The 25824-nt window shown below is 65.1% G+C and carries 27 protein-coding genes and 1 tRNA gene; 12 read left to right on the forward strand and 16 right to left on the reverse strand.

The window, feature by feature from the left end:
* Positions 1-177 precede the first annotated feature (177 nt).
* The 7 genes from ACWGQ2_RS14325 to ACWGQ2_RS14355 form a co-directional block, all read right to left on the reverse strand.
* On the reverse strand, positions 178-2142 hold the full coding sequence (locus tag ACWGQ2_RS14325) for a heavy metal translocating P-type ATPase (protein ID WP_452018391.1): 1965 nt from the start codon (positions 2140-2142) through the stop codon (positions 178-180).
* Positions 2143-2372: 230 nt separating this feature from the next.
* Complete coding sequence (locus ACWGQ2_RS14330) at positions 2373-5399, reverse strand: hypothetical protein (protein ID WP_452018393.1); 3027 nt, start codon at positions 5397-5399, stop codon at positions 2373-2375.
* A 1323-nt stretch (positions 5400-6722) separates the two neighbouring features.
* Positions 6723-7436, reverse strand: a complete 714-nt coding sequence (locus tag ACWGQ2_RS14335) for an IclR family transcriptional regulator (RefSeq protein ID WP_452018395.1) — start codon at positions 7434-7436, stop codon at positions 6723-6725.
* Between the two features lie 15 nt (positions 7437-7451).
* Positions 7452-8315 carry a metal ABC transporter permease gene (locus ACWGQ2_RS14340; RefSeq protein WP_452018397.1) on the reverse strand — a complete coding sequence of 288 codons (864 nt, stop codon included), beginning with the start codon at positions 8313-8315 and terminating at the stop codon, positions 7452-7454.
* On the reverse strand, positions 8312-9085 hold the full coding sequence (locus ACWGQ2_RS14345) for a metal ABC transporter ATP-binding protein (RefSeq protein ID WP_452018399.1): 774 nt from the start codon (positions 9083-9085) through the stop codon (positions 8312-8314). Before ACWGQ2_RS14345 ends, ACWGQ2_RS14340 begins: the two co-directional genes overlap by 4 nt.
* Positions 9082-10014: a metal ABC transporter substrate-binding protein gene (locus ACWGQ2_RS14350; protein ID WP_452018401.1), complete on the reverse strand. Its 933-nt coding sequence runs from the start codon at positions 10012-10014 to the stop codon at positions 9082-9084. The genes ACWGQ2_RS14345 and ACWGQ2_RS14350 overlap by 4 nt, the downstream gene beginning before the upstream one ends.
* 94 nt (positions 10015-10108) lie before the next feature.
* Positions 10109-10333 (reverse strand): hypothetical protein, encoded by a 225-nt coding sequence (locus ACWGQ2_RS14355; protein ID WP_452018403.1) that lies wholly within the window; start codon positions 10331-10333, stop codon positions 10109-10111.
* A 166-nt stretch (positions 10334-10499) separates the two neighbouring features.
* Here ACWGQ2_RS14355 and ACWGQ2_RS14360 point away from each other — a divergent pair, with 166 nt between their 5' ends.
* Both ACWGQ2_RS14360 and ACWGQ2_RS14365 read left to right on the forward strand, forming a co-directional pair.
* Positions 10500-11018 (forward strand): mycothiol transferase, encoded by a 519-nt coding sequence (locus ACWGQ2_RS14360; protein ID WP_452018405.1) that lies wholly within the window; start codon positions 10500-10502, stop codon positions 11016-11018.
* A gap of 5 nt (positions 11019-11023) precedes the next feature.
* Positions 11024-11320: a hypothetical protein gene (locus ACWGQ2_RS14365; protein WP_452018407.1), complete on the forward strand. Its 297-nt coding sequence runs from the start codon at positions 11024-11026 to the stop codon at positions 11318-11320.
* 68 nt (positions 11321-11388) lie between these two features.
* Here the strand turns inward: ACWGQ2_RS14365 and ACWGQ2_RS14370 are convergent, their stop codons facing one another.
* Positions 11389-11796: a four-helix bundle copper-binding protein gene (locus ACWGQ2_RS14370; protein WP_452018409.1), complete on the reverse strand. Its 408-nt coding sequence runs from the start codon at positions 11794-11796 to the stop codon at positions 11389-11391.
* Positions 11797-12004: 208 nt separating this feature from the next.
* Here ACWGQ2_RS14370 and ACWGQ2_RS14375 point away from each other — a divergent pair.
* Positions 12005-12077, forward strand: a tRNA-Ala gene (locus ACWGQ2_RS14375).
* Positions 12078-12204: 127 nt separating this feature from the next.
* On the opposite strand, the gene ACWGQ2_RS14380 is transcribed toward ACWGQ2_RS14375, so the two are convergent.
* Entirely contained in the window at positions 12205-13281 is a 1077-nt protein-coding gene (locus tag ACWGQ2_RS14380) for a hypothetical protein (protein ID WP_452018411.1), read from the reverse strand.
* A gap of 118 nt (positions 13282-13399) precedes the next feature.
* On the opposite strand from ACWGQ2_RS14380, the gene ACWGQ2_RS14385 reads away from it, so the two are divergent.
* Positions 13400-13774 carry a nuclear transport factor 2 family protein gene (locus tag ACWGQ2_RS14385; RefSeq protein ID WP_452018413.1) on the forward strand — a complete coding sequence of 125 codons (375 nt, stop codon included), beginning with the start codon at positions 13400-13402 and terminating at the stop codon, positions 13772-13774.
* 31 nt (positions 13775-13805) lie between these two features.
* Positions 13806-14312 carry a GNAT family N-acetyltransferase gene (locus ACWGQ2_RS14390; protein ID WP_452018415.1) on the forward strand — a complete coding sequence of 169 codons (507 nt, stop codon included), beginning with the start codon at positions 13806-13808 and terminating at the stop codon, positions 14310-14312.
* On the opposite strand, the gene ACWGQ2_RS14395 is transcribed toward ACWGQ2_RS14390, so the two are convergent.
* The gene (locus tag ACWGQ2_RS14395) at positions 14309-14893 is read right to left on the reverse strand and encodes a hypothetical protein (RefSeq protein ID WP_452018417.1); all 585 of its coding nucleotides are present in this window, start codon (positions 14891-14893) and stop codon (positions 14309-14311) included. The genes ACWGQ2_RS14390 and ACWGQ2_RS14395 overlap by 4 nt on opposite strands.
* Positions 14890-15477: a hypothetical protein gene (locus ACWGQ2_RS14400; RefSeq protein ID WP_452018419.1), complete on the reverse strand. Its 588-nt coding sequence runs from the start codon at positions 15475-15477 to the stop codon at positions 14890-14892. Before ACWGQ2_RS14400 ends, ACWGQ2_RS14395 begins: the two co-directional genes overlap by 4 nt.
* Before the next feature lie 292 nt (positions 15478-15769).
* Here ACWGQ2_RS14400 and ACWGQ2_RS14405 point away from each other — a divergent pair, with 292 nt between their 5' ends.
* The 6 genes from ACWGQ2_RS14405 to ACWGQ2_RS14430 all read left to right on the forward strand — a co-directional run bounded on the left by ACWGQ2_RS14405 (position 15770) and on the right by ACWGQ2_RS14430 (position 22150).
* Positions 15770-18124 carry a transglycosylase domain-containing protein gene (locus tag ACWGQ2_RS14405; RefSeq protein ID WP_452018421.1) on the forward strand — a complete coding sequence of 785 codons (2355 nt, stop codon included), beginning with the start codon at positions 15770-15772 and terminating at the stop codon, positions 18122-18124.
* Positions 18125-18257: 133 nt separating this feature from the next.
* Positions 18258-19214, forward strand: a complete 957-nt coding sequence (locus ACWGQ2_RS14410; RefSeq protein ID WP_452018423.1) for an ABC transporter ATP-binding protein — start codon at positions 18258-18260, stop codon at positions 19212-19214.
* The gene (locus ACWGQ2_RS14415) at positions 19211-20092 is read left to right on the forward strand and encodes an ABC transporter permease (RefSeq protein ID WP_452018425.1); all 882 of its coding nucleotides are present in this window, start codon (positions 19211-19213) and stop codon (positions 20090-20092) included. The genes ACWGQ2_RS14410 and ACWGQ2_RS14415 overlap by 4 nt, the downstream gene beginning before the upstream one ends.
* Before the next feature lie 86 nt (positions 20093-20178).
* Entirely contained in the window at positions 20179-21156 is a 978-nt protein-coding gene (gene trxB / locus ACWGQ2_RS14420) for a thioredoxin-disulfide reductase (RefSeq protein ID WP_452018427.1), read from the forward strand.
* A gap of 170 nt (positions 21157-21326) precedes the next feature.
* Positions 21327-21923 carry an ArsR/SmtB family transcription factor gene (locus ACWGQ2_RS14425; RefSeq protein WP_452018429.1) on the forward strand — a complete coding sequence of 199 codons (597 nt, stop codon included), beginning with the start codon at positions 21327-21329 and terminating at the stop codon, positions 21921-21923.
* The gene (locus tag ACWGQ2_RS14430) at positions 21920-22150 is read left to right on the forward strand and encodes a hypothetical protein (protein ID WP_452018431.1); all 231 of its coding nucleotides are present in this window, start codon (positions 21920-21922) and stop codon (positions 22148-22150) included. Before ACWGQ2_RS14425 ends, ACWGQ2_RS14430 begins: the two co-directional genes overlap by 4 nt.
* 21 nt (positions 22151-22171) lie before the next feature.
* Here the strand turns inward: ACWGQ2_RS14430 and ACWGQ2_RS14435 are convergent, their stop codons facing one another.
* Positions 22172-23440: an Nramp family divalent metal transporter gene (locus tag ACWGQ2_RS14435; protein WP_452018433.1), complete on the reverse strand. Its 1269-nt coding sequence runs from the start codon at positions 23438-23440 to the stop codon at positions 22172-22174.
* A gap of 78 nt (positions 23441-23518) precedes the next feature.
* On the reverse strand, positions 23519-23782 hold the full coding sequence (locus ACWGQ2_RS14440) for a PLDc N-terminal domain-containing protein (RefSeq protein ID WP_452018435.1): 264 nt from the start codon (positions 23780-23782) through the stop codon (positions 23519-23521).
* Between the two features lie 203 nt (positions 23783-23985).
* Between ACWGQ2_RS14440 and ACWGQ2_RS14445 the strand changes: the two genes are divergently transcribed.
* The gene (locus ACWGQ2_RS14445) at positions 23986-24495 is read left to right on the forward strand and encodes a hypothetical protein (RefSeq protein WP_452018437.1); all 510 of its coding nucleotides are present in this window, start codon (positions 23986-23988) and stop codon (positions 24493-24495) included.
* 3 nt (positions 24496-24498) lie between these two features.
* Here ACWGQ2_RS14445 and ACWGQ2_RS14450 read toward each other — a convergent pair whose 3' ends face one another.
* From ACWGQ2_RS14450 to ACWGQ2_RS14460, 3 genes are all read right to left on the reverse strand, one after another.
* Positions 24499-24858 (reverse strand): DUF1622 domain-containing protein, encoded by a 360-nt coding sequence (locus ACWGQ2_RS14450; protein WP_452018439.1) that lies wholly within the window; start codon positions 24856-24858, stop codon positions 24499-24501.
* Between the two features lie 80 nt (positions 24859-24938).
* Positions 24939-25256, reverse strand: a complete 318-nt coding sequence (locus ACWGQ2_RS14455) for a hypothetical protein (protein ID WP_452018441.1) — start codon at positions 25254-25256, stop codon at positions 24939-24941.
* Positions 25257-25326: 70 nt separating this feature from the next.
* The gene (locus tag ACWGQ2_RS14460; protein ID WP_452018443.1) at positions 25327-25746 is read right to left on the reverse strand and encodes a hypothetical protein; all 420 of its coding nucleotides are present in this window, start codon (positions 25744-25746) and stop codon (positions 25327-25329) included.
* Positions 25747-25824: the final 78 nt, after the last annotated feature.

Here is a 25824-nt window from a genome sequence, read left to right on the forward strand (position 1 = left end):
GTCTCCCCCTGGGTCTTCGCACGGCAACCCCTCCACCTCAGCGGCCAGTTCTACGGGCGTCTCCGGCCGCAGCCGGCTCCCAGCGCAACGCTGCGAGGCGAGTCTTCCTGCCACTGCAGCGAACCGCAACGGTGGAAGGCGAAAAAAGCGGAGGTGGCGGCACCGGGGCTGGCCAGTCTAAGCAGAACCCGCTACCGGGGCCGAGACCACCGCAGTGGACTTGCCCGCCCGCCGGAACAGGGTCTTGCCGTGCAGGGCCCGCAGGGCGTTGAGGATGGTGGCCAGATCCACCAGCTCCTGGGTGAGCGCACCGGCCACCGCCGGAATGTACCCGAAAGCTGCCACCAGCATCAGCACCACGCTCAGGGCGATGCCCAGCCAAATGCTGCCCAGCGCCACGCGCATGGTCCGTTTGCTGATGTCCATGGCGGTGGCGACCTTGGAGATATCGTCCGCGACGATCACCGCGTCAGCTGACTCACTGGCCGCCGTCGAACCGCGGGCACCCATGGCGATTCCGACGTCGGCTGCCGCAAGCACCGGCGCGTCGTTGACGCCGTCGCCCACCATGATCACCGGCCGCACCGGCAGTGCGGCCACGGCTTTCACCTTGTCCTCGGGCAGCAGCTCGGCGCGCACATCGGTGATGCCGACGGCGCGGGCCATGCTCTCGGCGGTGGCCGCACCGTCGCCGGTAAGCATCACCGTCTCGCGGATGCCCAGTGCGCGCAGGCGTTCCAGGGTGGCGGCGGCGTTTTCGCGTGCCGTGTCGCTGAGGATCAGGGTTCCGGCGAAACGCCCGTCGACGCTGAGGTAGACCACCATCTGGCCCGGGGCCAGGTCCGCGGCCTGCGTTGCCGGGTCCACTTCCTCAATGAAGCGGCGTTTGCCCACGCGCACGGTCCGTCCGCCAATGTGGGCCTCGACGCCGTTGGTCGCCACTTCCTGGGCGGTCTCCGCCGGCTGAACCGGCAGTCCTCGTTCCTCGGCCGAAGCCAGCACTGACGCGGCCAGCACGTGGGAGGAGTACTGCTCCGCAGATGCTGCCAGGCTCAGCAGCTCATCAGCCGTGAAGCCGTTGACCGGGTTCACCGAGACCAGTTCGGGGCGGCCGTAGGTGAGGGTGCCGGTCTTGTCGAACGCGGCGCTGCGGGCTTCGGCGAGCTGTTCCAGGGTGGCTCCGCCCTTGACGATGATGCCGTGCCGGGCGGAGCGGCTCATGCCGCCCATAAACGCAACCGGGGCGGCGATCAGCAGCGGGCAGGGGGTGGCCAGCACCAGGACTTCGGCGAACCGCACCGGGTCCCCGGACACCGCCCAGGCTACGCCGGCGATCAGCAGGGAAACGATGGTGAAAGGAACGGCGAAGCGGTCCGCAAGCCGTACCACGGGAGCCTTGGATTCGCTCGCCTCCTGCACCAGGGCGACGATGCGCTGGTACTGGCTGTTCGCCGTCGTCGCCGTGGCCTGGATGCGCACTGCGTGCGTGCCGTTGACTGAACCGCTCATCACCGAGTCCCCGGCGGAGCGGGAGACCGGAATGGATTCACCGGTCAGCGAGGATTCATCGAAAGCCGCGGCAGGGGAGAGCAGCACACCGTCCACGGGCACCACTTCGGAGGGCTTGATCAGCAGGATGTCGCCCACGGCCACCTCGGTGGCGGGGATGTCTTCGGCGAGCTCGGCGGCGGGTTTGCCGGACGCCGCATTGCCGCCGGTGTCCGCTCCGGACGGCAGCCGGTGCGCGATCTGCGGGGCCCTGTCCAGCAGTGCATCGAGTTCGCCCTTGGCCCGGCCAGCGGCGTAATCCTCCAGCGCCTCGCCGCCGGAGAGCATCAGGACGATGATCAGCGATGCAATGTACTCACCCACGGCAACGGTGGCGAGCATGGCGATCACGGCCAAGATGTCCAGGCCGTAGTGCCCGCGCCGAATGTCCTGCACCATGCCGTACCCGGTGATACCCACAATGGCCAGGGTGTACAGGCTGGCGATCCACTGCGCGGGGGCGGTTGCGCCGGTTCCCCACAGGATCAGCACGACGGCGAGCACCACCACGGTTGCCGCGACTACCGGGTAGTTCCGGATCGCGGTTCTCAGGCGAGTGGCTGCCGTATTCGAGGACGCTTGGTTATGGGCCATGCTTTCGTTTTAGGCCCCTTCCGTCCCAGTTTCCAGCAAGACAAGACTTGCCTAACTGTTTCCGGTGCAAGTCAGCTGCACGGACCTCGGGTTCCTGGTTGGAGGTCAAAAGAGCAGGTGGAACACATCAGCAGCTCTCTGGTGCGGGCAGCAGCATAGAAGGAAAGCGCACAAGCGGCGCCCGGGCAACCGTAAAACGGCCGGTTCCCGGGCGCCACCTGCTGGTATGTCTAGCCCGCCGCCTTGGCGTGCTCCGGCAGAACCGCGAATTCCTCTTCGATCAGCCCCGACGGGGAAGCAGGCTCGAGCAGTCGCAGATGGCCCGCATCTCCCCTCTGGAGGTTGAAGGTGAACTGCTGTTCCGTGTTACCGCTTTGCTGATAGCGCAGCTGCTCATCCACGTACACCTTGAGGACCCACTTGGCATGTTCGGGGAAACCGCACCGGCGGTATTCGTCCACCCGAATCGAGTAGGTGCCGGCTTCGGCCGTTGCCTGCTCAGGCCAGTAGACATTCTCAAGCCCGCCGGCAAATCCCAGGTCCGTGACACTGCAGTTGGCATGGGCATCAATGTCCAGGACACCACCCGTAGACGAAGGGGCGGGATCGCGGTAGCTGATCCATTCACTGTCCGGTTGCTGCACAGAGAGGTCCAGGTCGCTCTCATTGTCCCAATAGAGGGTGACGCGGAGGCTGGAGCCCTCGAACGAACGCTCTGGGATCTCAATGGGATCCAAACCGACAGGTTCGTCTTCTTCCGGCGGGCCGGAACCATCGTCGGGAGGGGTGGCGCCGGAGTTCCAGAACGTCTCCCAGGGTATTTCACCGGTGAGTAGGGAGATGCGAAGAGTCGCCTTGCGAGCCACCTCTGCCTCAAGAAGTACCTTGTCGATGATCGGAACCTCGAGTCGGACAGAGACGCCAACCTGGCCCTCAATGAAGACTTCCCAGGAAACGGGCTCGCCGCTCTCAACAGTGGCCTCTGCTCCGGCAAGAGCCCCTGCCGTGATCACCGGGCCTGCGGCGTCGTAGATACTGACCTTGAACTCAAACTCAGGTCCGACCTGCGCTGCGATCTTCCCTTCAACGGACGGCTCCGCAGACTCATCTTCGAACGAGTATCCGTTCTTGATCTCGACGGGCGCATTGCGGACCGGGGGCCAGGGCCTGATGGCGCGAAGATCCTGTCCGTCATACTCAAACCCGTAGCGCTGCTTCTCGTTGACGGACCAGGTCAAAGACGCTTTAACCTCTCCCGTGATCCCGCCGGTGATATTCACAGCTGCCTCGGCGTTGATGTACACCGGAACAGGGCCGATAAAGAAAGTTACCTTTCCAATATCCCAGTCTGCGGTTTTCTTTTCCCAGGACGCCTCAAAAGACCCGAACGATTCAAAAGCCACGGCCGACTCGAGTTCGCGCTCCAGGGCAACCTGGAACGTCTCCAGCTTTGCTTCGGGACGCTGGAACCAACCCAGATCAAACTTGATTTTCAGTTCAAATATCAGGGCTACCGACAATTCTGTCTTCCCGGAGAGGCTCATTCCCCCTTCAGCGCGCAGCGCCGGTTTCTTCGCGTTGTGCTCGGCCCGGCCTTCCGACTCTTCTGCGGTCCCGCCGGCCCCTGACCAGCTGAGGAGAGTCTCCACGCCGATTTTGCTGCCCATCCGGGACTCGAGTTCGGTTTCGATGGACTGAGCGCCTGCAGTGCGCTCCCTCTGTTCCCCGGTGCCGGTGTCCACCACAATGTCCGACGGAGTCACAGTGTTAGCCGGGTAAAGGGTGGCACCCTCATCGGTGATCATCCCAACTTGTTCCGAAACGTCAGCCTGAAGGATCACATCTGTGATGGCCGCAGGCGCGGTAGACAATACGAAGCCTTCCGGGGTGTTCTGGACAGCCACGACCTCGCGAAGGTATCCCTGCGGCGCGGCCTCGGGGTGTGATCCCACAATGACCTGGCCCGGAACAGCCCCGGGATCTGTGGCGAAGGTCAGCGTGTCCTTCGTGGCTTCACGCAGAACAGCAGCGCCGTCACCTTCCTGTACCACCACGTCACTGCTCACCACAGTGTCTTCCGTTTGAGGGACCAGAATCCGCAGCGGCAGCACTGCGGTGCTGCTCCTGTCCAGACGGTCTGTCACCTTGAATGAGAAACGGTGGAGGCCGTTCCACGGCGCGGAGGTCTCGAAGCTGAAACTGTATCCGTCCGGCGTGGCCCGGACGGGTGCGGTTCCGATCGGCTCGCCGTCAGCGGAAACCATGATGTTCCTGATATTGGCGTCGCTCTTCACGGAACCCGTGACCGTGAAAGTCGCTACCTCAGAAAGATCAACCTCCGCGTTATGCGCCGGGGACTCAATGGTGATCACCGGAGCTTCGCCTGTTCGCGTAGCCGTGCCGGCGAGGGATCCCAGGACAGTGACCTCGGCGGTCACTGACCCATGCCTCACCGAGAACGGAAGGCGCCCGTCTTCGTCAAGCTTCGCGACTAATACCTGCGGCTGCCCTGGCTGGTCCGGGGTAACCACCATTCCCCGGCCGCGGCCCTTATACGGAGCCCCCGCGTGCAGCAGCGATGTTTCACTGGAGGCCGTCGCGCGGACGGACACGGCAACGTGGGTAGCGTCGTCAGGTGCATTGATATCCAAAGCCCTCGGAGAGGTTCCGCTGCCCATTTTGACAGTATGTGCGGTCAAGGAGGCGGACGGAACAAACCCTCCGGCAACGGTGAGTTCTGTGTCATTCTGGCTCGCGTCCGTGACATAGCCCCGCACGAAGATCTTCACGCTGGCGATGTTTCCATCCATGCTGACCGGAACAGAACCGGTCTCATCGACGGGCACAATGGTCGAAGTGATGGTTGTGCCAGCCTGCAGCGGTACGTGCTGTCCGGCTAGGGAAACGGTCCCGGCGGACGGGGACTCAGCAACCACGGTGACATAGGCCGCCCGGACGTCTGTGCTGGGCACCCCGCCCAGACCGACGACGCCGACTGCCGCAATGGATCCGGCGGGCTCATTTCCCAGAGCCAGACCTTCGGCGCTGTCTGCCCGCAGAACCGGCGCGGTCAGAGCAAACGTTCCTCCGGCAGCCGGCTCACCTTCGGACGTAAAGCTCGCCAGTAGCTCGATGCGCACATCTGCATCGGAGGTGGAGGCCACCACGATAGTCCCGCCGGTGACGGGAGCAAGGATTGTTGTGCTGCTCGAGACACCGGCGTTGGATGCCAGCGCGGGTTCGCCAGCAACGGACACGACCAGATCGGTTGAGGGGTCCAGAACACTTATACGGACTAAGGCCGAGCCAGTCTGCGCGCCGGGCAAACGCACTGCAGTGTCCTGACCGCCCTTCAGCGCCTCCCCGTGGCCGGACTGGGAATCCACGAGGGGCGTCAAATTCTCCGCAGGCTGGAAAACTCCGGCTGTGCCCGGACGGGTGAGTGGGTCAGCAAGAGCTTGAGACGGACTTGCCGTTGAAGTGATCAGCCCTGCCGCGAGGAGCGCCGTGACGCTCGCGGCTGCGAGGGTGCGAAGCAGTTTCATTTACCGGACTCCCTGCGGGTGCAGGCAAGGACAACGCCTGTGCCTAGGGCGAGGAGAGCGATAGCCCCGAACAGAACGACCGGGGACCACCCGGTTGACGGCATGGCATCCGGTGAAGAAGCGCTGCCTGCTGTTTCGTGCGGGGACGGGCTGCCGGAAGGAACCGCCTGGAGCGGTACGGCGGTAGACGATGGAGACGGCGTGGTAGCGGAATCCGTCGGACGCACCGTCGGTGCGGCGGGCGCCGTCGGGGCAGCTGGTTTTTCGGTGGGCACGGCAGGAGCAGTTGGGGCCGGCGTCGAGGGCTCCTCCTCCGAACCGGGCAACAGCTCTACTCTGGTGCTGTCTGACGCGGCGAAGATGCCCTGCTCCTCAGCGAAACTGACGCTGACGTGGCCGTCTCCGCCTGCCCCACTGCTGACGCTAAGGCGAAAGTTGCCGGCCTCCACCGGGACGATCGCGGATACCCCGAATGCGGTGTCCTTCAGAGCAACACGGACAGGTCCCTGTCCGTTGTCCACTTCTGCGGTGGTGTTGGAGACCGTGGCGTTTGGCGCCTCAATATCAATCCACGCGGTTTTCGCTGCCGCCGGTACCGTGTAGAAGAAATCGTGACCCCACGCAGCGTGTGCGGACACGCCCTGCGAGGCAACGGCGAGCACTGCTATAGCAGCCGCATACCATGCCCTCCGGGATCGATGTCTTCTATTCCCCCATTTGTTCATGTACTTGTATTCCCCCAGATAAATATGCTGAAAAACTAGCTCCTTGCAAACCTGAATACCCGGATCCGCACGTCCTCTTTGGGTGATTTCATGAGGCAGGAATAAGGAATGATGAAGAGCAGATTTTGAAGAAGTGAGACCTCAAACCCTGTAAAGCTATCAGAGGCAATGTAACCGGGTGCGGGCTAAGAGATACATGAGCATTTGTGACGTTTCGGCGGCAGCAGTATGGTTCTAAACTGCCGATTTGGGGTGTGCCGCAGCAGATCTGGCTGCAATCCGGCCAAACCGGAGCGTGCCCGGACAGCCCCTACTGCAGCTGCGCTTCGATCTGCTGGACGCTTTCGATCAGGCGGGCACCGACGCCGGCATCGTCCTTCCCGGCGCCGAAATACACCACGGACAGGGACGCCGGCAGCTGCCCGGGTACCTGCACCGGAACGGCAACGGAACCGACGCCGTCGATCACTTCGCTGTGGCTGGTGGCGTAGCCGCGGCGTCGGGCCAGACGAGCTTCTTCACGGTACGGCTGCCCAGGAGCAAGCCGGTCCCAGTGTTCCTCGGAGACCGCAGACTGGATGGCGATACCCGGGGCGCCCGCGGTGAAGGAGTGCCGGGTGCCCGGCCGCTGGATCAGGGCAGTGCGGCTGTGCCGGGGTTCGACGGCCACCAGGGTGACGCAGTCATGCTGGTCCCACACGGCGATGAACGCGGTCATGGACAGTTCGTTCGCCAGCACCGTCAGCTCCGGGAGAGCGGCGGACTGCAGGTCGCGGGAAACTCCGCGGGCCAGCGCGGCGAGTCCGGGCGCGGCCGAAACCCGGCCGGCGTCGTCGCGCATCACCAGCGAATGAGCCTCCAGGGTGCGCAGGATCCGGTAGGCGATGGACCGGTGGACGCCCAAGCCGGCGGAGAGCTCGGCGATGGTCAGCGGCGTCTCCGACTCGGCCAGAAGCTCCAGTGCCTGGATCCCGCGGGACAGGGTCTGGGACTGGGAGCCGGAACCGGTGGACGGAGAAGTCATGCGCCCATCATAGGCTCAGGCGGCCACCGCGCGGCGCCGTCTCCGGGCACCCATGGCGCGGCCAATGACTCCCTGACGTGGGCTGAAAAGATACGCGAGGGCAAAAACGCTGCCCTGGGCCAGCACCACCATAGGGCCGGTGGCCGTGTCCAGGTAGTAGCTGGAGTAGATGCCGGCCACCGCGCAGCCCGCCGCCAGTGCCGGTGCGATCAGCAGCATGCGGCTGAACCGGTCGGTCAGCAGGTAGGCGGTGGAGCCGGGGATGATCAGCATCGCGACCACCAGGATCACGCCCACGGCCTGGAGCGCGACGACGGCGGTGAGCGCCAGCAGCCCGAGCAGCGCCGCGCCGAGAAGCCGCGGGTTAAGTCCGACGGCGTGGGCCTGGGTGGGATCGAACGCGTAGAGGGTGAAATCGCGGCGCTTGAACAGCAGCACGGCCAGGGTCAGCGCAGCCAGGACGGCGACCTGCGCCAGGTCTGCGGAGCTCACGCCGAGCAGGTTGCCGAAGATGATGTGGTTGAGGTCGGTCTGGCTCGGTGTCACGGAGATCAGCACCAGTCCGGCAGCGAAGAGCGTGGTGAAGACAATGCCGATCGCCGCGTCCTCCTTGATTCGGCTGGTATCGCGGACCAGGCCGATCAGCCCCACGGCCAGGAACCCGAAGACCACCGCACCCAGTGCGAACGGTGCACCCACTACGTAGGCGAGCACGACGCCGGGCAGCACCGCGTGGGACACGGCGTCGCCCATCAGTGACCAGCCGATCAGCACCAGCCAGCAGGACAGCACCCCGCAGGCCACAGAGGCGATCACGGCAGTGGCCAGGGCGCGGACCATAAAGTCGTAGGACAGGGGGTCGGTGAGCAGTTCGATCATGCGTTGCCTGCTTTCAGTGTTTCGGCCGGAACCGGGGTGCCGCCCTCCAGAACGTTCAGGCCAAACGCGCGGGCCAGCTGCTCCGGCCGCAGCACTTCCTGCGGGGCGCCGTGGGCCAGGACGCGGCGCATCAGCAGCACCGCCTCGTCGGCCAGCTGGGGGAGGGCATGCAGGTCGTGAGTGGAAATAAGGATGGTCCGGCCGTCGGTGGCCAGTTCCCGCAGCAGCGCGGTGATGGTTGCCTCGGACCGCTTGTCGACGCCGGCGAACGGCTCATCGAGCAGCAGCACCGACGCTCCCTGGGCGATGCCGCGGGCGACGAAGGCACGCTTTTTCTGGCCCCCGGAGAGCCTGCCGATCTGCCGGTCCGCCAGATCGGTCAGCTCCACCCGCGCCAGGGCTTCGGCAACCGCGGCCCGGTCCGCAGTGCGCGGCCGGCGGGTGGGACCCATCTGGCCGTAGCGTCCCATCATCACCACGTCCTGCACGCTGAGCGGGAAGGCCCAGTCCACGTCCTCGCTCTGCGGAACGTAGGCAACCAGCCCGGATTTGCGTGCCTTCGCCGGGCTTAGACCGCTGAGCCGCACCGTTCCGGCCGCCGGCTTCACCATGCCCATCAGGGACTTGAACAGGGTGGACTTGCCTGAACCGTTCATGCCCACCAGTCCGCAGACCCGGCCCGGCTGCACGGCGAGGCTGACGCTCTCAAGTGCCGTGACGTCGTCGTACTTCACCGTCACGGAGTCCAGTTCCAGAGCGGGGACCGTCATTTGGCGGTGGTTCCCGTCAGGGCGGTGATGATGGTTTCGGTGTCGTGGCGGATCAGATCGAGGTAGGTGGGCACCGGGCCGCCCGCTTCAGAGAGCGAGTCGACGTACAGAACGCCGCCGAACTCTGCGTCCGCGGCCTCTACCACCTGCTGCATCGGGGCATCGGAAACGGTGGACTCGCAGAAGACAGCAGGCACCTGGTTCTCCTTGACGAACTCGATGGTGGCGGCGATCTGCTGCGGAGTGGCCTGCTGTTCGGCGTTGACAGCCCAGATGTAGCGCTCGGTGAGTCCGGCGTCGCGCGCCAGGTAGGAGAACGCCCCCTCGCAGGTCACCAGTGCCCGCTGGTTTTCCGGGAGGGCGCCGAGCTCAGTGACCAGCTGGTCCTGGACGTCCTGCAGTTCCTGCTTGTAGGCCCCGGCGTTGGTGCGGAAGGCTTCAGCGTTTTCCGGATCGAGCTCGGCAAAGGCTTCGGCCATGTTGTCCACGTAAATCTGGGCGTTCAGCGGTGACATCCAGGCGTGCGGGTTGGGCAGGCCTTTGTAGGCGTCTTCAGCGATGCTGACCGGGTCAACGCCTTCGCTGACAGTTACCCGGGGAACGTCGAGGCCAGCGGTGAACTGCGCGAACCACGCTTCCAGGTTCATCCCGTTGTCCAGGATCAGGTCGGCCTGCGACGCGCGCCGGATGTCCCCCGGAGTCGGTTCGTAGCCGTGGATTTCGGCACCGGCCTTGGTAATCGATTCGACCTGCAGATGCTCGCCGGCCACATTTGCGGCCATGTCTGCCAGCACCGTGAAGGTGGTCAGGACAACGGGCTTCTCATTGCCGGACTCGGAGGCATTGCTGCTCGAGCAAGCGGTCAGAGCGAGCAGAAGCGCAGCGGCCGGCAGCGCTGCCAACCGACGGAGGCGGAGTGTGGTGGTCATGCCGGAAACGATAAGTTCGGTTATCTGATTAAACAAGTTCGGTATGCCGAACTTTGTCACGTTGCGACGGGGAAGGGCACTGGATTCCGTGTATTCAGGGGAGAGGCCGGCGACTCAGCAGACCCGAGCCGAGCAGGAGCAGCCCACCGGCCAGCGGCCACCAGAGGTACATCGAGATGGTTCCGCCTACAAAGGCGGTGGCCAGCACGGCAACCAGCACGGCGCTGATCAGCAGCACCCCCGCAACAATCCGTGCCCGGCCGCGGTGCGGGGGCGGGATGGGCGGCAGCCAGGTGGGACGTTCGTCGGTCCACTCCATCCGGCTAGTTTAGGAGCGGGGGGAGCCGCTGCAACCCCGGTTCCCGCAAAAAACTCTCCGTCGGGCAAACCGGCCGGCCGGCGTCAGGCGTCCCCCTTTTGCCGGCCGCGCCGAACTGGCACAGTGGCGTGCAGACACAGTTCGCCACCCGGGCAAGGAGATCCCCATGGAATCAAGTGACCTGTTAGTTGATGCGTTCGGACGCCTTCCCTCCACAGTGCGGCGGGTGGTGCACGGGCTGAGTGCCAACGAGCTGAACCACCGGCCATATCCGGACGGCAACTCGATCTCCTGGCTGATCTGGCACCTGGCCCGGGTGGAAGATGCCCAGCTGGCCGACGTCGCCGGTCACCAGCAGGTGTGGACCGCCGAAGGCTGGGTGGACCGGGTTGGCCTGCCGCTCGACGCCGAGGACACCGGCTACGGGCACACCTCCGAACAGGTTGCCAAGGTGCAGGTGCAGTCCGGGGAGGTGCTGGTGGGATACTACGACGCCGTGAGTGCCCGGACCATTGCCTTTGTGTCGGGGCTTTCGGCGGAGGACCTGGACCGGGTAGTGGACACGTCCTGGGATCCGCCCGTCACCCTTGGGGTAAGGCTGATCAGTTCACTGGCCGACTGCCTGGAGCATGTGGGGCAGGCAGCCTATGTGCGCGGAATGCTGGCTGCCGGGGGACGATCGTGAACATCGTGACGAGCCTGTCGGAGTCCTTTAAGACCATGGCCGTGGCGCGGGCTTACGGTGAGCCGGTGAAGGTTGGTTCCGAAACCCTCGTGCCGGTGGCGCTGGTCCAGGCCGGGTTTGGCGGCGGGGGAGATGCCGACGGCGAAGGCGGGGGCGGGGGCGGCGGAATGGTGCTGCCGCTGGGCGTCTACGCTGCGAAGGAGGGCGGCCCGGCGGTCTTCCGTCCCAATCCGGTGGCGCTGATCGCGGTCATGACACCGCTGGCCTGGATTCTGGTGCGGGGGATGCGCTCGCGGAAGTAGCTCGAATCGCGGAGATTGTCCCCAGCCAGGGGCAAACCCACGTGCAGCGTGCCGCCAGATCCAGCCGGCTAGGACCCGATCGTCAGCAGCAGGGCATCGCAGGCTGCTGCGCACCGGTGGCAGGCTTCGGCGCAGATGCGGCAGTGGTCGTGGGCAGCGGCATGCTGCTCGCACTCGGCTGCGCAGCGGTGGCAGGCGGCGGCGCAGACCCGGACCAGGTCAGCGGCAGAGGCATAGTCCTTCCCCGCGCGGGCCAGCACCTTTCCGGTGGCTCCGCAGATTTCGGCGCAGTCCAGGTCGGCGCGGATGCAGCTGACCATGTCCCCGAGCATGTCCTCGCTCAGGCAGGCATCCGCGCACGCGGTGCAGGTCTGCACACAGTCGAAGCAGGCCTCGACGGCCGCGGCCACGGCGTCCATGTTGATGTTTGAATTCCCGGCTGGGTGGGATGTCAGCATGTCTCGAATCAGGCTCATGGTGTGCTCCTTCGAAGGGGAATGCATGGGTGGGCGGGGAGCCCGACGCCGCTGCGCACGGGTGCCGGGCCTCAGTTGCCGTGTGCTTGCCGCGAGCCTAGCGGCGGCCCTGAAAGCGCTCAAGAAGGATCCGGCATTTTGCCCGCGGACTAGGCGGGTGCATAGAATCGGCGTAGCCTTACAAGGCCGGTTATCCGGACCAAGGCATGGGGCTTTAGCTCAGTTGGTAGAGCGTTTCGTTCGCAATGAAAAGGTCAGGGGTTCGATTCCCCTAAGCTCCACATGATTCGGTGTGTCCTTTCCCCGTAGAGGGAACGATGGGCGCAGCCCCGATACTCACCCGACCAGATGGTCTGCGAGCATTGGGCAACATCTATGCTTCGTGCACGGAGCGGGCGGGTGGTCCCGTCAGCTAGCGGGGGCCTTGAAGTATTCGTTGATGAGGTTATTGCCGCGGAACCATGCGCTTGCCAAATCTGACCAGACGGCAACCGGGAATTCTCCATCGACTCTAAACAGTTTGCGGTAACGGTCGCCCTTGCCGCGGTTCTTGAAATCATGCTGTGACCTCGGGTATCGGTTGGCGGCATAGGCTTTCACTGCTCCGTCGCAGTGAATAAATGCACGGCTCGTAGTGTCGCGGATTGCGTGAAGGTATCGCGCGTAGACCCAATCGGAGGAAGGGTCTGGTGATGGCATGAACTCCTCGATTTCCACGGTCTTGAGATTGCCATCAGCGGTCCAACGGACGGAAAGCCCTGCGTAGGGATGCAGTAACGACGTGCCGCCGTTGGGATCACCATGGAATGTTTCACCTACGGTGGCGAGATCATCCAGACTTTCCTCAGAAAGCGATGCCCCATACCAGTAATCGTATTCGTGGAACTCTTGATACTCGTCCTTGAACTGGAGGCGGCGTTCGTCTAGGGCCAACCGCGCCGATAGGCCATGTCCTTTTGCCACGTCGAGGACGATTCCGATGAGACCGTAGTGAATGCGGGAGCCGAACCCTCTACGCAGGAGCTGGTGATATTGGAAAGCGAATTCGCCGGTGTGTAAGCCCCATGGACGGGCGTCGAGTGCTTCCACCTTGATGAGGCCACTTTCGTCCAGGAGTGGTACTAGCTGGGGCGCCGCCGCAAACACACGCGAATTGATGTCGGGAAAGCCGAACTGATCGATCAAGGGATCTGGTTCGTCTGACCACATGGCTGCTTCGAGCAAAGACTCCGGCACCGATCGGCTTAGCACGAAGTCGGGCAGCCGCGAGCAGATGGAACCGGTTACTTCTGGCTCTTCGCTTTTCCAGCGTCGGAGTAGTTCCAATGCTCTTCCACGCGCTTCCACAAGTCGGGGCCTATCATCGGAAAACAGGAAAGAGGGAAAAGCATCGATATCGAGCATCACTCTGCTGAGTAGATCGAATTCAACTCCCAAATGCGCTCGGATCAGACTGATGTCATCGGGGATGAGTTTGAAATGCATGGTGCCTACGAGAGTACCGGCTAGGTCGGACAAAGGACTGGACTTTTTTGTTGCCCTGATGCTCGTCTGGATATATTTGCCCCATCCGTGTAACGCGCATCACAAACGTAGGGGAAGCATGAACAACAAGGAACTGGTCCTCGACTTTTACGAGAAGTACAACAACCGCGACGTTGAGGGCGCCATGGCCTACCTCGGGGATACCTATATTCAGCACAACCCCTGGGTGGCAGACGGACCCGAGGCCTTCCGCCGTTTCGTGACCTACCTGCGTGAGAACTACCCCGACGGCCGCAACGAAGTGAAACGCGCGATTGCCGACGGTGACCTGGTGGCCCTGCACGTGCATTCCTGCCGGGTGCCGGGCGAAGAGGGCCGCGCCATTGTGGACATCTTCCGGGTGGAAGACGGCAAAGTGGTGGAGCACTGGGACGTCATCCAATCCATCCCCAAGGAGATCTACCCGCCCATCAACGACAACGGGTACTTCTAACCCACGGAACACCCGCGGATAAACTGGCCCAATGCTTCCTCAGGACACCGCACGCCTCCGGTTCCGCGAAATGACCCCGCAGGACATCGACCTCATGGCGGGGTTGCTGGGCGACCCGGCGGTCATGACCTACTACCCGGCGCCCAAGACCCGGGAAGAGGCGGTGAAATGGATCGCTTGGAACCAGGCAAATTACGCACAGCACGGGTACGGGCTGTGGGTCGTGGAAACCCGCGACGGCGAGTTCCTGGGCGACTGCGGCCTCACCTGGCAGAAGATCAACGGTGAAAGCACTGAGCTCGAAGTCGGCTACCACGTCCGGGCCGACCGGCAGGGCCTAGGCTACGCCACCGAAGCGGCCGCCGCCTGCCGGGACTTTGCCCGCGAAACACTCAGCGCCCGCAGACTCGTCGCCATCATCCACCCAGAGAACGCTGCCTCACGCAGGGTCGCCGAGAAGCTCGGCATGCGGCCCGTGGACGAGGACCACGGCGGACCCATCCCGGTCCGCACCGTCATGGGCATGGACCTGCGCTAGGCCGATTCGCGCCCGTGCCGGTAGCCCCGGCGCACTTCGGCAATGGCGCGGGCAATGTTCGGGTCCCGGCCCGACGCCGTCATGATCGTGTCGAAGTCGGTAAGCCCCACGTCGCCGTGCCGGCAGGTCACTTCAATCTCCGTGCGCTTGGCGCTGCGCGGCCGCACGGGTTCCCCGGCAATGGCCGCATGCCCGGCCAGCGAGGCGCGGCCGGTACGGACCATCCGCATCTCACCGCCGACGTCGTCCCGGAAGCGGAACGTCTTGCCCTTCCGGGCTGTCATCAGAGCGCGCCACTGTTCACGCTGCACCTGCGGGGCGCCGGGGAAGAACTGCGCGACGGCGTCGTTCAGGGCAGCGGTCTCCGCTTCCTCCCGCCGCGGGCGCAGGACCAGCCGCTCCCTGGCGATGAGCAGCGGATAAACCACCAGCAGGATGGCCAGCGCCACCGCAATGATGTTGAATCCGCCGAAGATGATGAACGCGGCAGCCGTGAAGACCAGCCGGCTCACCGCCTTTTCCGAATAGGAACGCGGCGGCGTATATGGAACTCCCACACGCACGCTGGATTCTTCACTCATGCCCATCCGCCTTTCAGCTCTGCCAGGGCCTCTGCTTCCCGCGCCAGCCGGGTGGCCTCGCGGAGCTCTGTATCGAACGGATTGCCGGCCTCTGCCGCAGCGGTCCCGGACGCACCGCCCAGACCGTCCAGGCGTGCCCGGCTTTGTTCCACGGTGACCGCCAGCCGCAGTTCAGCCTGTGCTTTGACCAGATCCGCCAGCAGCTGCCGGACCCGGTCCCGGCGGGAACGTATTTCCGCCAGGTGTTCTGCCGCGGCCTCTTCGCGCTCTGTGGCCAGTGAATGCATGCGCCGGGCAGTTCCGGCCAGCGTCAGGACGGCAGGTGACGGTCCGGCAGGCATGACTGACTCAACCGCATTGCGGCGCAGCCGGTAGGCCTCGGCTACCGAGGCGAAATGCGCTGCAGTCTCCCCGGCAACACGTTCCTGCTCCTGAAGGGTCCGTTCCGCGGCCCGTGCCGACGCCATAGCGGTGTCCAGCCGGGCGTGGATTTCTTCGTGGTTGGCCCGCGGGGGAGGAAGCGCGCCGCGGCGCGCGTTCAGGCTGGTGCGCAGACGGCGCAAATCGTGGAGTAATCGGGCCATGATTCTCCTCGGCCGGGGGTGGATCCGGACTCCCGATGCCCTCCAGCTCTCTGCCTGCCGCTGCCGGGTATCAGAAGGAAGTGTGCAGGAGTCTAGCAGTGGGCGGGCGCCGCCGGGATGGGGTTGCGGAGATTAGTTGGCACCGGGGCCAGAGTGCCTCCGGAGCGTGAGTCCCGCCACTGTGAGCCAGCCGGAATTATCGTCATCTACCGCGCGATCGCAACGTTACCGGCCGGTATGGCGACGTAAACAGATCCGAAAATCCCATGTTCCTGAGTTATGCTCCCATATCATGGCTGCGCGTAAATCCCCCGTGTTCACCACGGCAACCACATTCGGACGCCTGCTCTCCTTTCTAGGGGTCAGCGTGCTCTGCGGCGTTCTCACCGCCGGGCTGTTCGTTCCGATGGCCGCCGGAGCCGGATCCGCGGCGTCGGCCTCCATCTCCTTCTTCGACGGACTGCCGGCAGACCTGGAGCGGGCCACTCTGGCCACCCCAACCCGGATCGTCGCGGCGGATGATTCGCTGATCGCCACCCTCTACGAGGAGAACCGGCAGCCCGTCACCCTTGACCAGATTTCCCCGCACATGGTGGATGCCCTGCTTTCCGTCGAGGACTCCCGCTACTACGATCACGGCGGCGTGGACGTCCAGGGCATTTTCGGCGCGATAGCGTCCAACGTCTCCAGCGGAACCAACCGCGGCGCCTCCACCATCACCCAGCAGTTCGTGACGAACGTGCTCATCAACTCGGCCAATGAACGCGGCGAAGAAGCCACCTACAGCGGCAGCAAGGGCATCTCGGACAAGGTCCGGGAAATCCGGCTCGCGATCGCCGTCGAAAACGAGATGAGCAAGGACGAGATCCTTGAGGGCTACTTCAACATTGTGCCCTTCACCGGCAACACCTACGGTGTCCAGGCGGCGTCGAAGTACTTCTTCAATAAGGACGCCAGGGACCTGAACATCCAGGAATCCGCCCTGCTGGCCGGCCTTGTCAACGGACCCGGCTACTACGATCCCCAGATCTACCCCGACCGGGCCCTGGAACGCCGCAACCTGGTGCTTGGCGAAATGCTCGAAAACGGCAAGATTGACCAGGCGCAGTACGACGCCGCCGTGGCCACCGGGCTGGACCTCACCATCACGCCCACCCGGCAGGGCTGCGTGGCCGCCGAACAGGCACCGTACTTCTGCTCCTACGTGGAGCGCCTGATCCTGAACAGCGAGGAGTTCGGCGATACCGAAGCCGAGCGCAGATCGGTGCTCTACCGCTCCGGGCTGACCATCAAGACCACGCTGGACCCTGCCGTACAGGACGCTGCACAGACAGCAGTCAATGAGACCGCGAACCCGGACACCACCGCCGCCGAGGTGGGCCACTCGATGATCAGCCTGCAGCCGGGTACGGGCAACATCCTGTCCATGGCGCAGAACACCCGCTACACGCCCGGGGACAACCCCGGGGATTCAGTGCTGAACTTCAACGTGGACCAGTTCCAGGACGGCGACCGGGAGAAGCCCCTGGACGGTGTGGGCGGGTTCCAGCCCGGCTCCACGTTCAAGCCCTTCACCGTGGCTGCCTGGGTGGACGCGGGCAAGTCCCTGGGCACCCAGCTGGACGGCCGCAAGAAGACCTATCCCCAGGGCGACCGCTGGACGGCCAGCTGCCTGCCCGGAGGGGCGTTTGAGATCGGCGAGCCGGAGGGCTGGACCCCGCAGAACTACGGCGACATCAACTACGGCGATGCCACCGTGCTGCGCGGCCTCGCCCAGTCGCTGAACACCATCACGTTCTCCACCGCGAAGCAGCTGGATCTGTGCCGCATCATGGAAATCGCCGAATCGATGGGCATTCACGACGGCAAGAGCGACTCGGGCCAGAACGAATCCCTGGACATCAAGCCGTCGGCCCTGATCGGCGGCGTCCAGGACGTGTCCCCCATGGCCATGGCGCAGGCCTTTGCCGGCTTCGCCGCCGAGGGCAACGTGTGCGAGCCTCGGGCACTGCTGGAAGTCACCGCAGCCAACGGCAAGACCTACGAGGTACCCGAGCCCGAATGTGAGCAGGTGATCTCCAAGGAGACCGCCCGCGGCGTGAACTACGCGACGCAGGAGGTCATGAAGTCAGGCTCCGGCTCGCTGCTGAACTACGGCGGCCAGCCCATGGCCGGCAAGACCGGCACCAATGACTCCCGGTCCCAGACCTGGTTCATCGGATACAACTCCGGCATGGCCACCGCCAGCTGGATCGGCAACTGGAAAGCCGGAACCGGGTCCCTGTCCGGCCTGGAAATCGGCGGCCGCCTCTACCCGGAGATTGACGGCTCGCTGATCGCGGCTCCGTCCTGGGCCCGGTTCATGCAGCAGGCAGGCAGCCTGTACCCGGGGGAGCCCTTCGCCAACCCGCCCAGCAACCTGCTGATGAACCCGAACCCGAGCCCCAGCCCCACCGAGTCGGAGGAGGCAGAGGAGGACGAGGAGAAGGCGAAGCCAACGCCGTCGGCCACCCCTGTTCCCCGTCCCACTGTGGCACCCGAGCCGTCACCGAGTGCACCGGCGCCCACAGCTACCCTGCCCGTTGTGCCGCCCACCGCGGTGCCGGGTCCGGAGGAGCCTGAGGAACCCGAGGCCGGCGGCCAGTAGCGAAGGCTCACGGCAGAGCCTGGACGACGCACGTCAGGACGCAGGGCCCCCGGGTCGGATAGTGTTTCCGCTCGGGGGCTTTTTGCTGCCCCGTCCGCCGGCGGAACGGCGGGGAACTCATCTGGAGGATGAAGTGACTCAGAACCAGCCGGCCATCTCGGTGCGCGGCCTGACCAAGAAGTACGGCTCCAAGACCGCCGTTGATGACATCTCCTTCGATGTTGAGGCCGGCAGCGTCTTCGCCTTCCTGGGCACCAACGGTGCGGGCAAGTCCACCACCATCGGCTGCGTAACATCAGTCACCCCGTTCGACGCCGGCACCGTGGAAGTCTCCGGGCACAACGTGCGCAGCGCCGGGGAACGCGTGCGCCGGGACATCGGCGTCGTCTTCCAGGAATCAGTTCTGGACCCGCTCCTGACCGGACGCGAGAACCTGCGGGTGCGTGCACGCTTCTACTCCTCAGACAAGGCGAAAAACGAGGCGCGGATCAATGAGCTGGCCGAACTGGTGGAACTGGAAGAGTTCATCGACCGCCGGTACGGAACCTACTCGGGCGGCCAGCGCCGCCGGGTGGACATTGCCCGCGCGCTGCTGCATGCACCGCCCATCATCTTCCTCGACGAACCCACTGCCGGGCTGGACCCCGCCAGCCGCGCGATCGTCTGGAAAACCATCCACGACCTGCGCGACCGCCACGGACTGACCGTCTTCCTGACCACGCATTACATGGAGGAAACCGAGGAAGCAGACCGGGTCTGCATCATTGATGACGGTCGGATCATCGCCGACGGCACACCCACCCAGCTGCGCTCGAAGTTTTCCAGCAGCATTCTCACGGTCACCACCCGCAACCTGCCGGGCCTGGAGTCGCTGGTCCTTGACCTGGGCGGGCAGCTCAAGGGAGGGGACGGCGCCGCGGTGCGGATCGGCGTCGAAACCGCAGACACCGCCCGCCGCATTCTGGAACGGCACGGCGAAGACACCCTTGACTTCGAGTTCCGCCACGGAACCATGGACGACGTTTTCCTGGCCCTGACCGGCAGGGAAGCGCCGGCGGAAACCGCAGCATCTGAAGGAGCCGAGAAGTGAACGTTGTCCTGGACATCACCACCCGCAACCTGAGGCTCTTTTTCCGCGACCGGCTGGGTGTGTTCTTCTCCCTCGTCTCCGCGCTGGTGGTTTTCCTGCTCTACACCCTGTTTCTGGGCAACCTCCAGACCGAAGGCCTGGGGGAATCCTTTCCGCAGGCCACCGAGGACGAGATCCGCGGCTTCGTGGACAGCTGGATGTTCGCGGGGATCCTGGGAATCACCACCATCACGACGGCGCTGGGCGCCATGGTCGTGTTCGTGGAGGACTCCGGGTCCGGCCGCTTTCAGGACTTCCTGGTCTCACCCATCCGCCGCGAGAGGCTGATCCTGGGCTACCTGCTCTCCGCCGTGCTGATCTCCATGATCATGACCGCGCTGGTACTGGCCGTGAGCCTGGTGTACCTGTTTGTGGTCAGCGGCGTGACCATTGCGCCGGTGCCTCTGCTGAAGATCTGCGGTTATCTGGCGCTGGCGTGCTTCGCCTTCTCCGCCCTGAGCGCGTTTGCTGTCTCCTTCATCCGGACCGCCGGCGCCTACTCAGCGCTGTCCACCATCGTCGGCACGGTGCTTGGCTTCATTGCCGGTTCCTACATTCCTGTGGGCAACTTTCCCGAGGGCGTGCGGGAATTCGTGAGCGCGCTGCCGTTCCTGCAGTCCTCCATGCTGGTCCGCCAGGAAATGACGGCAGAGACCCTGCCGGCCATGACCGGAGACCAGCCCGCGGCCATCGAGGAGCTGCAGAGCGTCTTTGGCATCACCGCGCAGGTGGGGGACTGGCAGGTGGGCGCCGGGTACGTGATCCTTGTGCTGGTTGCCATGACGGTGGTGTTCACCCTGGTGGCCGCCATTCGGATCCGCGGAAGGGTCCGCGCCTAGCCGGGCGCCGGCGTCGGCTTTTCGGCGGCCTCTGGCAGCGCTGCGCCGGCGGTTCCACACTGAAGGAACCGCCGAAAGGAGCAGCCATGCCCACCGACTCCGTAATCATCATCGGCTCCGGACCCGCCGGATACACCGCCGCCATCTACGCTGCCCGTGCCGGACTCTCCCCGCGGGTCATGGCCGGATCCGTGACGGCCGGCGGAGCGCTGATGAACACCACCGAGGTGGAGAACTTCCCCGGCTTTCCTGACGGTATCCAGGGACCGGATCTGATGGAGGCACTCAAGCGCCAGGCGGAGAAGTTCGGTGCGGTGGTGGAGTTCGACGACGTCGCCTCCGTTGACCTCTCCGGGCACACCAAACGGGTTGTCACCGCTGCCGGAACCACCCGGAAGGCGCGCACCGTCATCCTGGCCACCGGGTCGGCCTACAAGGAACTGGGGCTGCCGGAGGAGAAGACTCTGAACGGGCGGGGGATCTCCTGGTGTGCCACCTGCGACGGGTTTTTCTTCCGCAAGCAGCATGTGGTGGTGGTCGGCGGCGGTGACTCGGCGATGGAGGAAGCGCTGTTCCTGACCCGGTTCGCGGACTCCGTGACCGTGGTGGTGCGCCGGAACCAGCTGCGTGCCTCCCGGATCATGGCGCAGCGCGCTAAATGCCATGACAAGATCCAGTTCGCCTGGAACAGCGAGGTCACCGCGATCCACGGCACGGACAAGGTCACCGGACTCACGCTGACGGACACCGTGACCGGCGAGGCCCGGGAGGTGGCGGCGTCGGGCATCTTTGTGGCGATTGGACACGTGCCGCGCACGGAGCTGCTGCACGGCCAGGTGGCCCTCGACGGCGCGGGCTACATTCAGGTGGCCGCGCCCACCACGCAGACGGACGTGGACGGTGTCTTCGCCTGCGGGGACGCTGTGGACCACCGGTACCGCCAGGCGATCACGGCCGCTGGCACGGGATGCTCCGCGGCCCTGGACGCCGAGCGGTACCTGGCCGCCGTGCAGGACGCCGATGCCATCGCCACGGCCCTGGTCGAGGGCGCGCTGGACGACTGAGCCCTCAGCACCTTCCCTGACCCGCCGAGAGGCCAGTTACGGCTCTTTTGGGGGCTGAAACCAGCCGTAACTGGCCTCTCGATGGGGGGAACGACGGTGTGCGGCGGTGCAAAGAATTAGTTGCAAAGAAACCCTTGCAAAGGGTTCTTTGGAAGCGTAGGCTCACGGGCATGGAAGAGCAGACATCCCCGCTGGACGCGCAGCTTTTGGACATCACCCGGCTGAAGGCGCTGGCGCATCCCATTCGGATTGCGCTGCTCGAAAGCCTTTCCCGCCACGGCGCGCAGACCGCCTGCGGCGTGGCTGATCGCCTGGGCGAGTCCAGCGGATCCACCAGCTACCATCTGCGTCAGCTGGCCAAGCACGGCTTTGTCCGTGAGGTGGAAGGGAAGGGAACCGCCCGCGAACGCTGGTGGGAGCGGGTGCCCGAAGCGATCCAGACCTCGTCGCAAATGGCCAAAGCGCCGGCGACCCGGGAAGCCACGCGGATCCTGGCCAAGAGTGTGATGGACGGCCATTCCAAAGCCCTGATCGAGTTCATCAACAATAGTGACGCCCTGCCGGATGAATGGGCCGAAACCTCCATTCTCATGGGAGCCACCCTCCATCTGACATTGGAGGAAGCCCAGGAAGTGTCCCGCCAGGCGTCGGAACATCTGGACAAACTCCTCTCCCCGTACCGCGGACGCGGCGACGTCGACGGCGCCCGCCCCGTGGAGCTGCACCTCAACTACTTCCCGCTTGTCGATCCCGGAGCCCAGCCATGAATGCTGTGATGACCTACGCGTCCCTGCCCCCGCGGACGCGTTCTACCCTTAACCCGCCTGCCCGGCCCTCCGCCGTCGGCCGCGTCTTCGTGTCCGCCGGAGAGCTGCTGATCAGCCTCGGTGAGCGCACGGCGCAGCGTCCGCGGCCGGACATAGACCGCCTTGCCGGCCACGCTGAGCGGCGGCGCGATCTCGAAGCCCGCGCCCACTCGGCGCTGTGGCCCTAGCCCCGGCAAAATGGCCAGGACTTATCCGGCACCCGTAAACGTCAGGTAGAGCAGCACCACGTTCAGGGCGATCAGCAGCCCGGCCACCACTAGGCCCAGGACAGTGGTCCACCAGCGGTTGAGGTGTTCACCCATCAGGTCCGGCCGCGAGGTCAGCCACAGCAGCGGCACCAGTGCGAACGGAATGCCGAAGGACAGCACCACCTGGCTCAGCACGAGTGCCCAGGTGGGGTCCACACCCGCGGCAAGGATCGCCAGTGCAGGCAGCAGCGTAATCAGCCGCCGCAGCAGCATGGGGATGCGCACCTTGAGCAACCCCTGCATAATCTCTGCGCCGGCATAGGCGCCCACCGAGGTCGAGGCCAGCCCGGAGGCCAGCAGGCCCAGCGCGAACAGGAGTGCGACGCCGCTGCCCAGGGCTCCGCCGATCGCGGCATGGGCGCCTTCCAGGGTGTCGGTGCCCTCCACACCCTGCAGTGAGGTTGCCGCCAGCAGCAGGATGGCCAGGTTGACGCTGCCCGCAACCGCCAGGGCAATGGTGACGTCCCAGCGGGTGGCCCGGATCAGGGTGGAGGTGGTGAGCCCGGCGCTGCGCTGCGGGAACCGGTCACGGGTCAGCGCGGAGTGCGCGTAGATCGCGTGCGGCATCACAGTTGCCCCAAGGATGGAGGCGGTCAGGAGAACGGAATCGGGGCCGTCGAACCGCGGTACCAGCCCTTCGGCCACAGCCGCCGGGTCCGGCGGAGCAACGAAGACGCCGGCGGTAAAGCCGATGACGATGATCGCCATCATCGAGACGATCACGTACTCAAAACTGCGGTGCCGCCCGCTGCCCTGGACAGCGAGGACGGCCATGGATACCCCGCCGGTGATAAGCCCGCCCAGCAGCAGCGGAAGGTCGAAAAGCAGCCACAGTGCGACGGCGCCGCCAATCACCTCCGCAACGTCGGTTGCCATGGCCACCAGTTCCGCCTGCAGCCAGTACAGCCTTCGGCCCGCCGTCGAGCGGACGCGCATCCCGAGCAGCTCAGGAAGGCTGCGCCCGGTAGCCAGGCCCAGTTTCGCGGAGAGGTACTGCACCAGCCAGGCCATCACGTTTCCGGCGACCACCACCCACACCAGCAGGTATCCGAAGCGGGCGCCGGCGGTCATGTTGCTGGCCACATTGCCCGGATCCAGGTATGCCACCCCGGCTACCAGCGCCGGCCCAAGCAGCCAGGGCAGGCGAGTATTCGCCTTGGGCCGGGAGGTCCGGGGCGCAGGGTCCGTGGGGGCTGCCTTGCGGAGCATACGGCCAAGGTAACACCGGGAGTTCGGAGTGCCTAACAGTTTCGCGCAGGTGTGCTCAACAACTCCGGGATTTATGCCCTACGGCACAGGGTTTTCGCAGCCCAGCGGCTCCGTGCCGGGTTCCGCGGGACCAGCTGAGCGGGTGCTGTACTGCAGCACAGCCAGCCACGCCAGGGCTCCGGCAACAGGCACCAGCAGCACCGCGGCGAACCAGGCCACCCGCCTGGCTCCGGTGGTTTCCTCGGTCCGGAGCAAGCTGATGAGGGCGCCTGCAGTGAGGGTGAGGATCAGCAGCGCCAGCAGCGCGGCAGCTGGAATCCACATGATGACGTCAACGGGCATGGTGTTCAGGCACTCTCAGGCAGGTCAAAAGGAAGCGGAGCAGGAAGCGCAGGGGGTCACTGTGGCCGGAACGCTTTCGGCCAGTGCGGAACCAGACTACGGCCCGGCAACGGGTGGCGGCGTCATCCCTGAAGATGACTTTTCGCGCTCCGGCCTCATACCGGGATTCCTGGCTTGGGGCCGCCGGATATTAAGGTTGGAGTATGTCTGTCCCGTCGTCCTCCGCCCCGTCTTCCGCACTGGGACGCGGTTTTTGCGCTGTGATGGCGGGCGCGAGCATCCCCATGGCCCTGCTGGTGCCGCTGTGGATCACGGCAGGGCGGGCCCTGGCCGGCGCCGGCGGAGAGCTGGTGGCCATTTTCGCGCTGACGGCCGGTCCGCTCCTGGCGGTGCTGATGCTCACGGCAGCCGTGAAGATTACCGTGGCTGCGTCCACACGCAGGCCGTTCGGCGCACCCCTGAGAACGTCACTGCTGCTGCTGGCGAACTACGTGCTGGCCGGCGCGTTCGGGTTCTTTGTGCCGGATTTCGGGTCGCCGGAGGCCGGTTCCGTGTTCTCAGCCCTGGCCGGGCCTGACGTGCTTGGCTATTCGGCAGCTCTGGCAAACCCCTTCGGCATCGCCACCCTGATGGTGACAGTGGCCGTGCTGGTCAGCGCTGTCCGCGGCTCCCGTGCCGGCCGGGCAGAGCGCCGGCCTGCTGCACTGCTGTAGCTGCTACTGGCGCCGCTGCGCCGGTGCCGGAGGCCGTTCCCAGGGTAGGCGTCCGGACACTTCCAGCTGCAGCGAGTAGCTGAGGAACGTCCGGATCAGCACAATAACCGCCAGGACGCCCAGGGATTCGAACGTAGGGGTCACGGCGACCGTACGGATAATGTCTGCCGCCACCAGCAGCTCCAGCCCCAGCAGGATCGCCCGGCCCAGCTGCTGCCGGTACAGCTCATAAACCTTGGCCCGCCGGAGCATTAGCCCGCGGACGGCCACCACCGAAGCGACGACGGCCCCGGCCACGATCGCGGCCACACCGGCCAGATCCACAAAGGATCCTACGGTTTCGATGAAGTCGTGGAAGTCCATGCCGCTGGCTGCTCCTGCCCTCCCGGAAGGTGCCGTGCGCGCCTTCCCTCATCCACTGAGCTCCGGCAGAGGGTGTGCTGTCAACGCACGGCGGCGGTGCGGGCATGCCTGGACGGATAGTAGAACTCGAAGTCGTCATACGGATCCCGCCAGGCAGAGAGATCCCGTTCAATGCGTACGACGGCGGACGCCGGGACCCAGCGGTTGTGCGCCTGCCCGTCGTCGTCAATCCAGTGCACCAGCACAGCACTGCGCGTCCACGCCACGGCTTTGCCGTCCACCTGCAGACTTTCGAAGCGGCACCGCACATACGGTTCCTGCCGGTAGGGAGCATGGGTGACGCGGGGCCGGGCGACAGCAGGGCTGCGGGGTGCTGAGGGCTGAGCGGTGAGAGTCATGTGCCTACTGTTGCCGACGGCACTGACACTGTGTCCCTCCCGGTCCGGGGGACGGGCTACAGGGAAGGGGCTAGGACGCCAGATCCCGCCATTTTGCGGCCGCGCGGGTGCCAAGCGAGGTGCTGCTGTCCTTGACCTTCCGGGGGATCATCCGGATTACCGGGGCCAGCTCGGAGCGCACCAAACGGTGCGGCGGCTCAGCAGCTGCGGGCGCAGCCTGCTGCATGGTTTTCGCCGGGCGGTTCATCAGCAGGTAGGCCAGGGCGACGGGAGCAATCAGCAGGGAAATCAGGGTCAGGGTTCCCACCGCGTACAGGGCAAGCATTGCGTAGAACGGCCGGTCGAACAGGGATGCCACAAATCCTGCACTGCCGAAAAGCAGCCAGAGCCAGAAGATTCCGACCAGGCCAAGGGCAGTGCGGGCGCGGCGGAAGAGCATAACGGAGCGGCGGCGTGCCGAAGGCGCGCTTGCCTGAGACTCAGTGCCCATTTGGTTCTCCCCCAGCTACTTGGGCCCAAGACAGCGGACCCTATGGCTGATATTAGTCTCTTTTGGTCCGTAACTCTG

The organism is Arthrobacter sp. NPDC055585, from assembly GCF_053619115.1.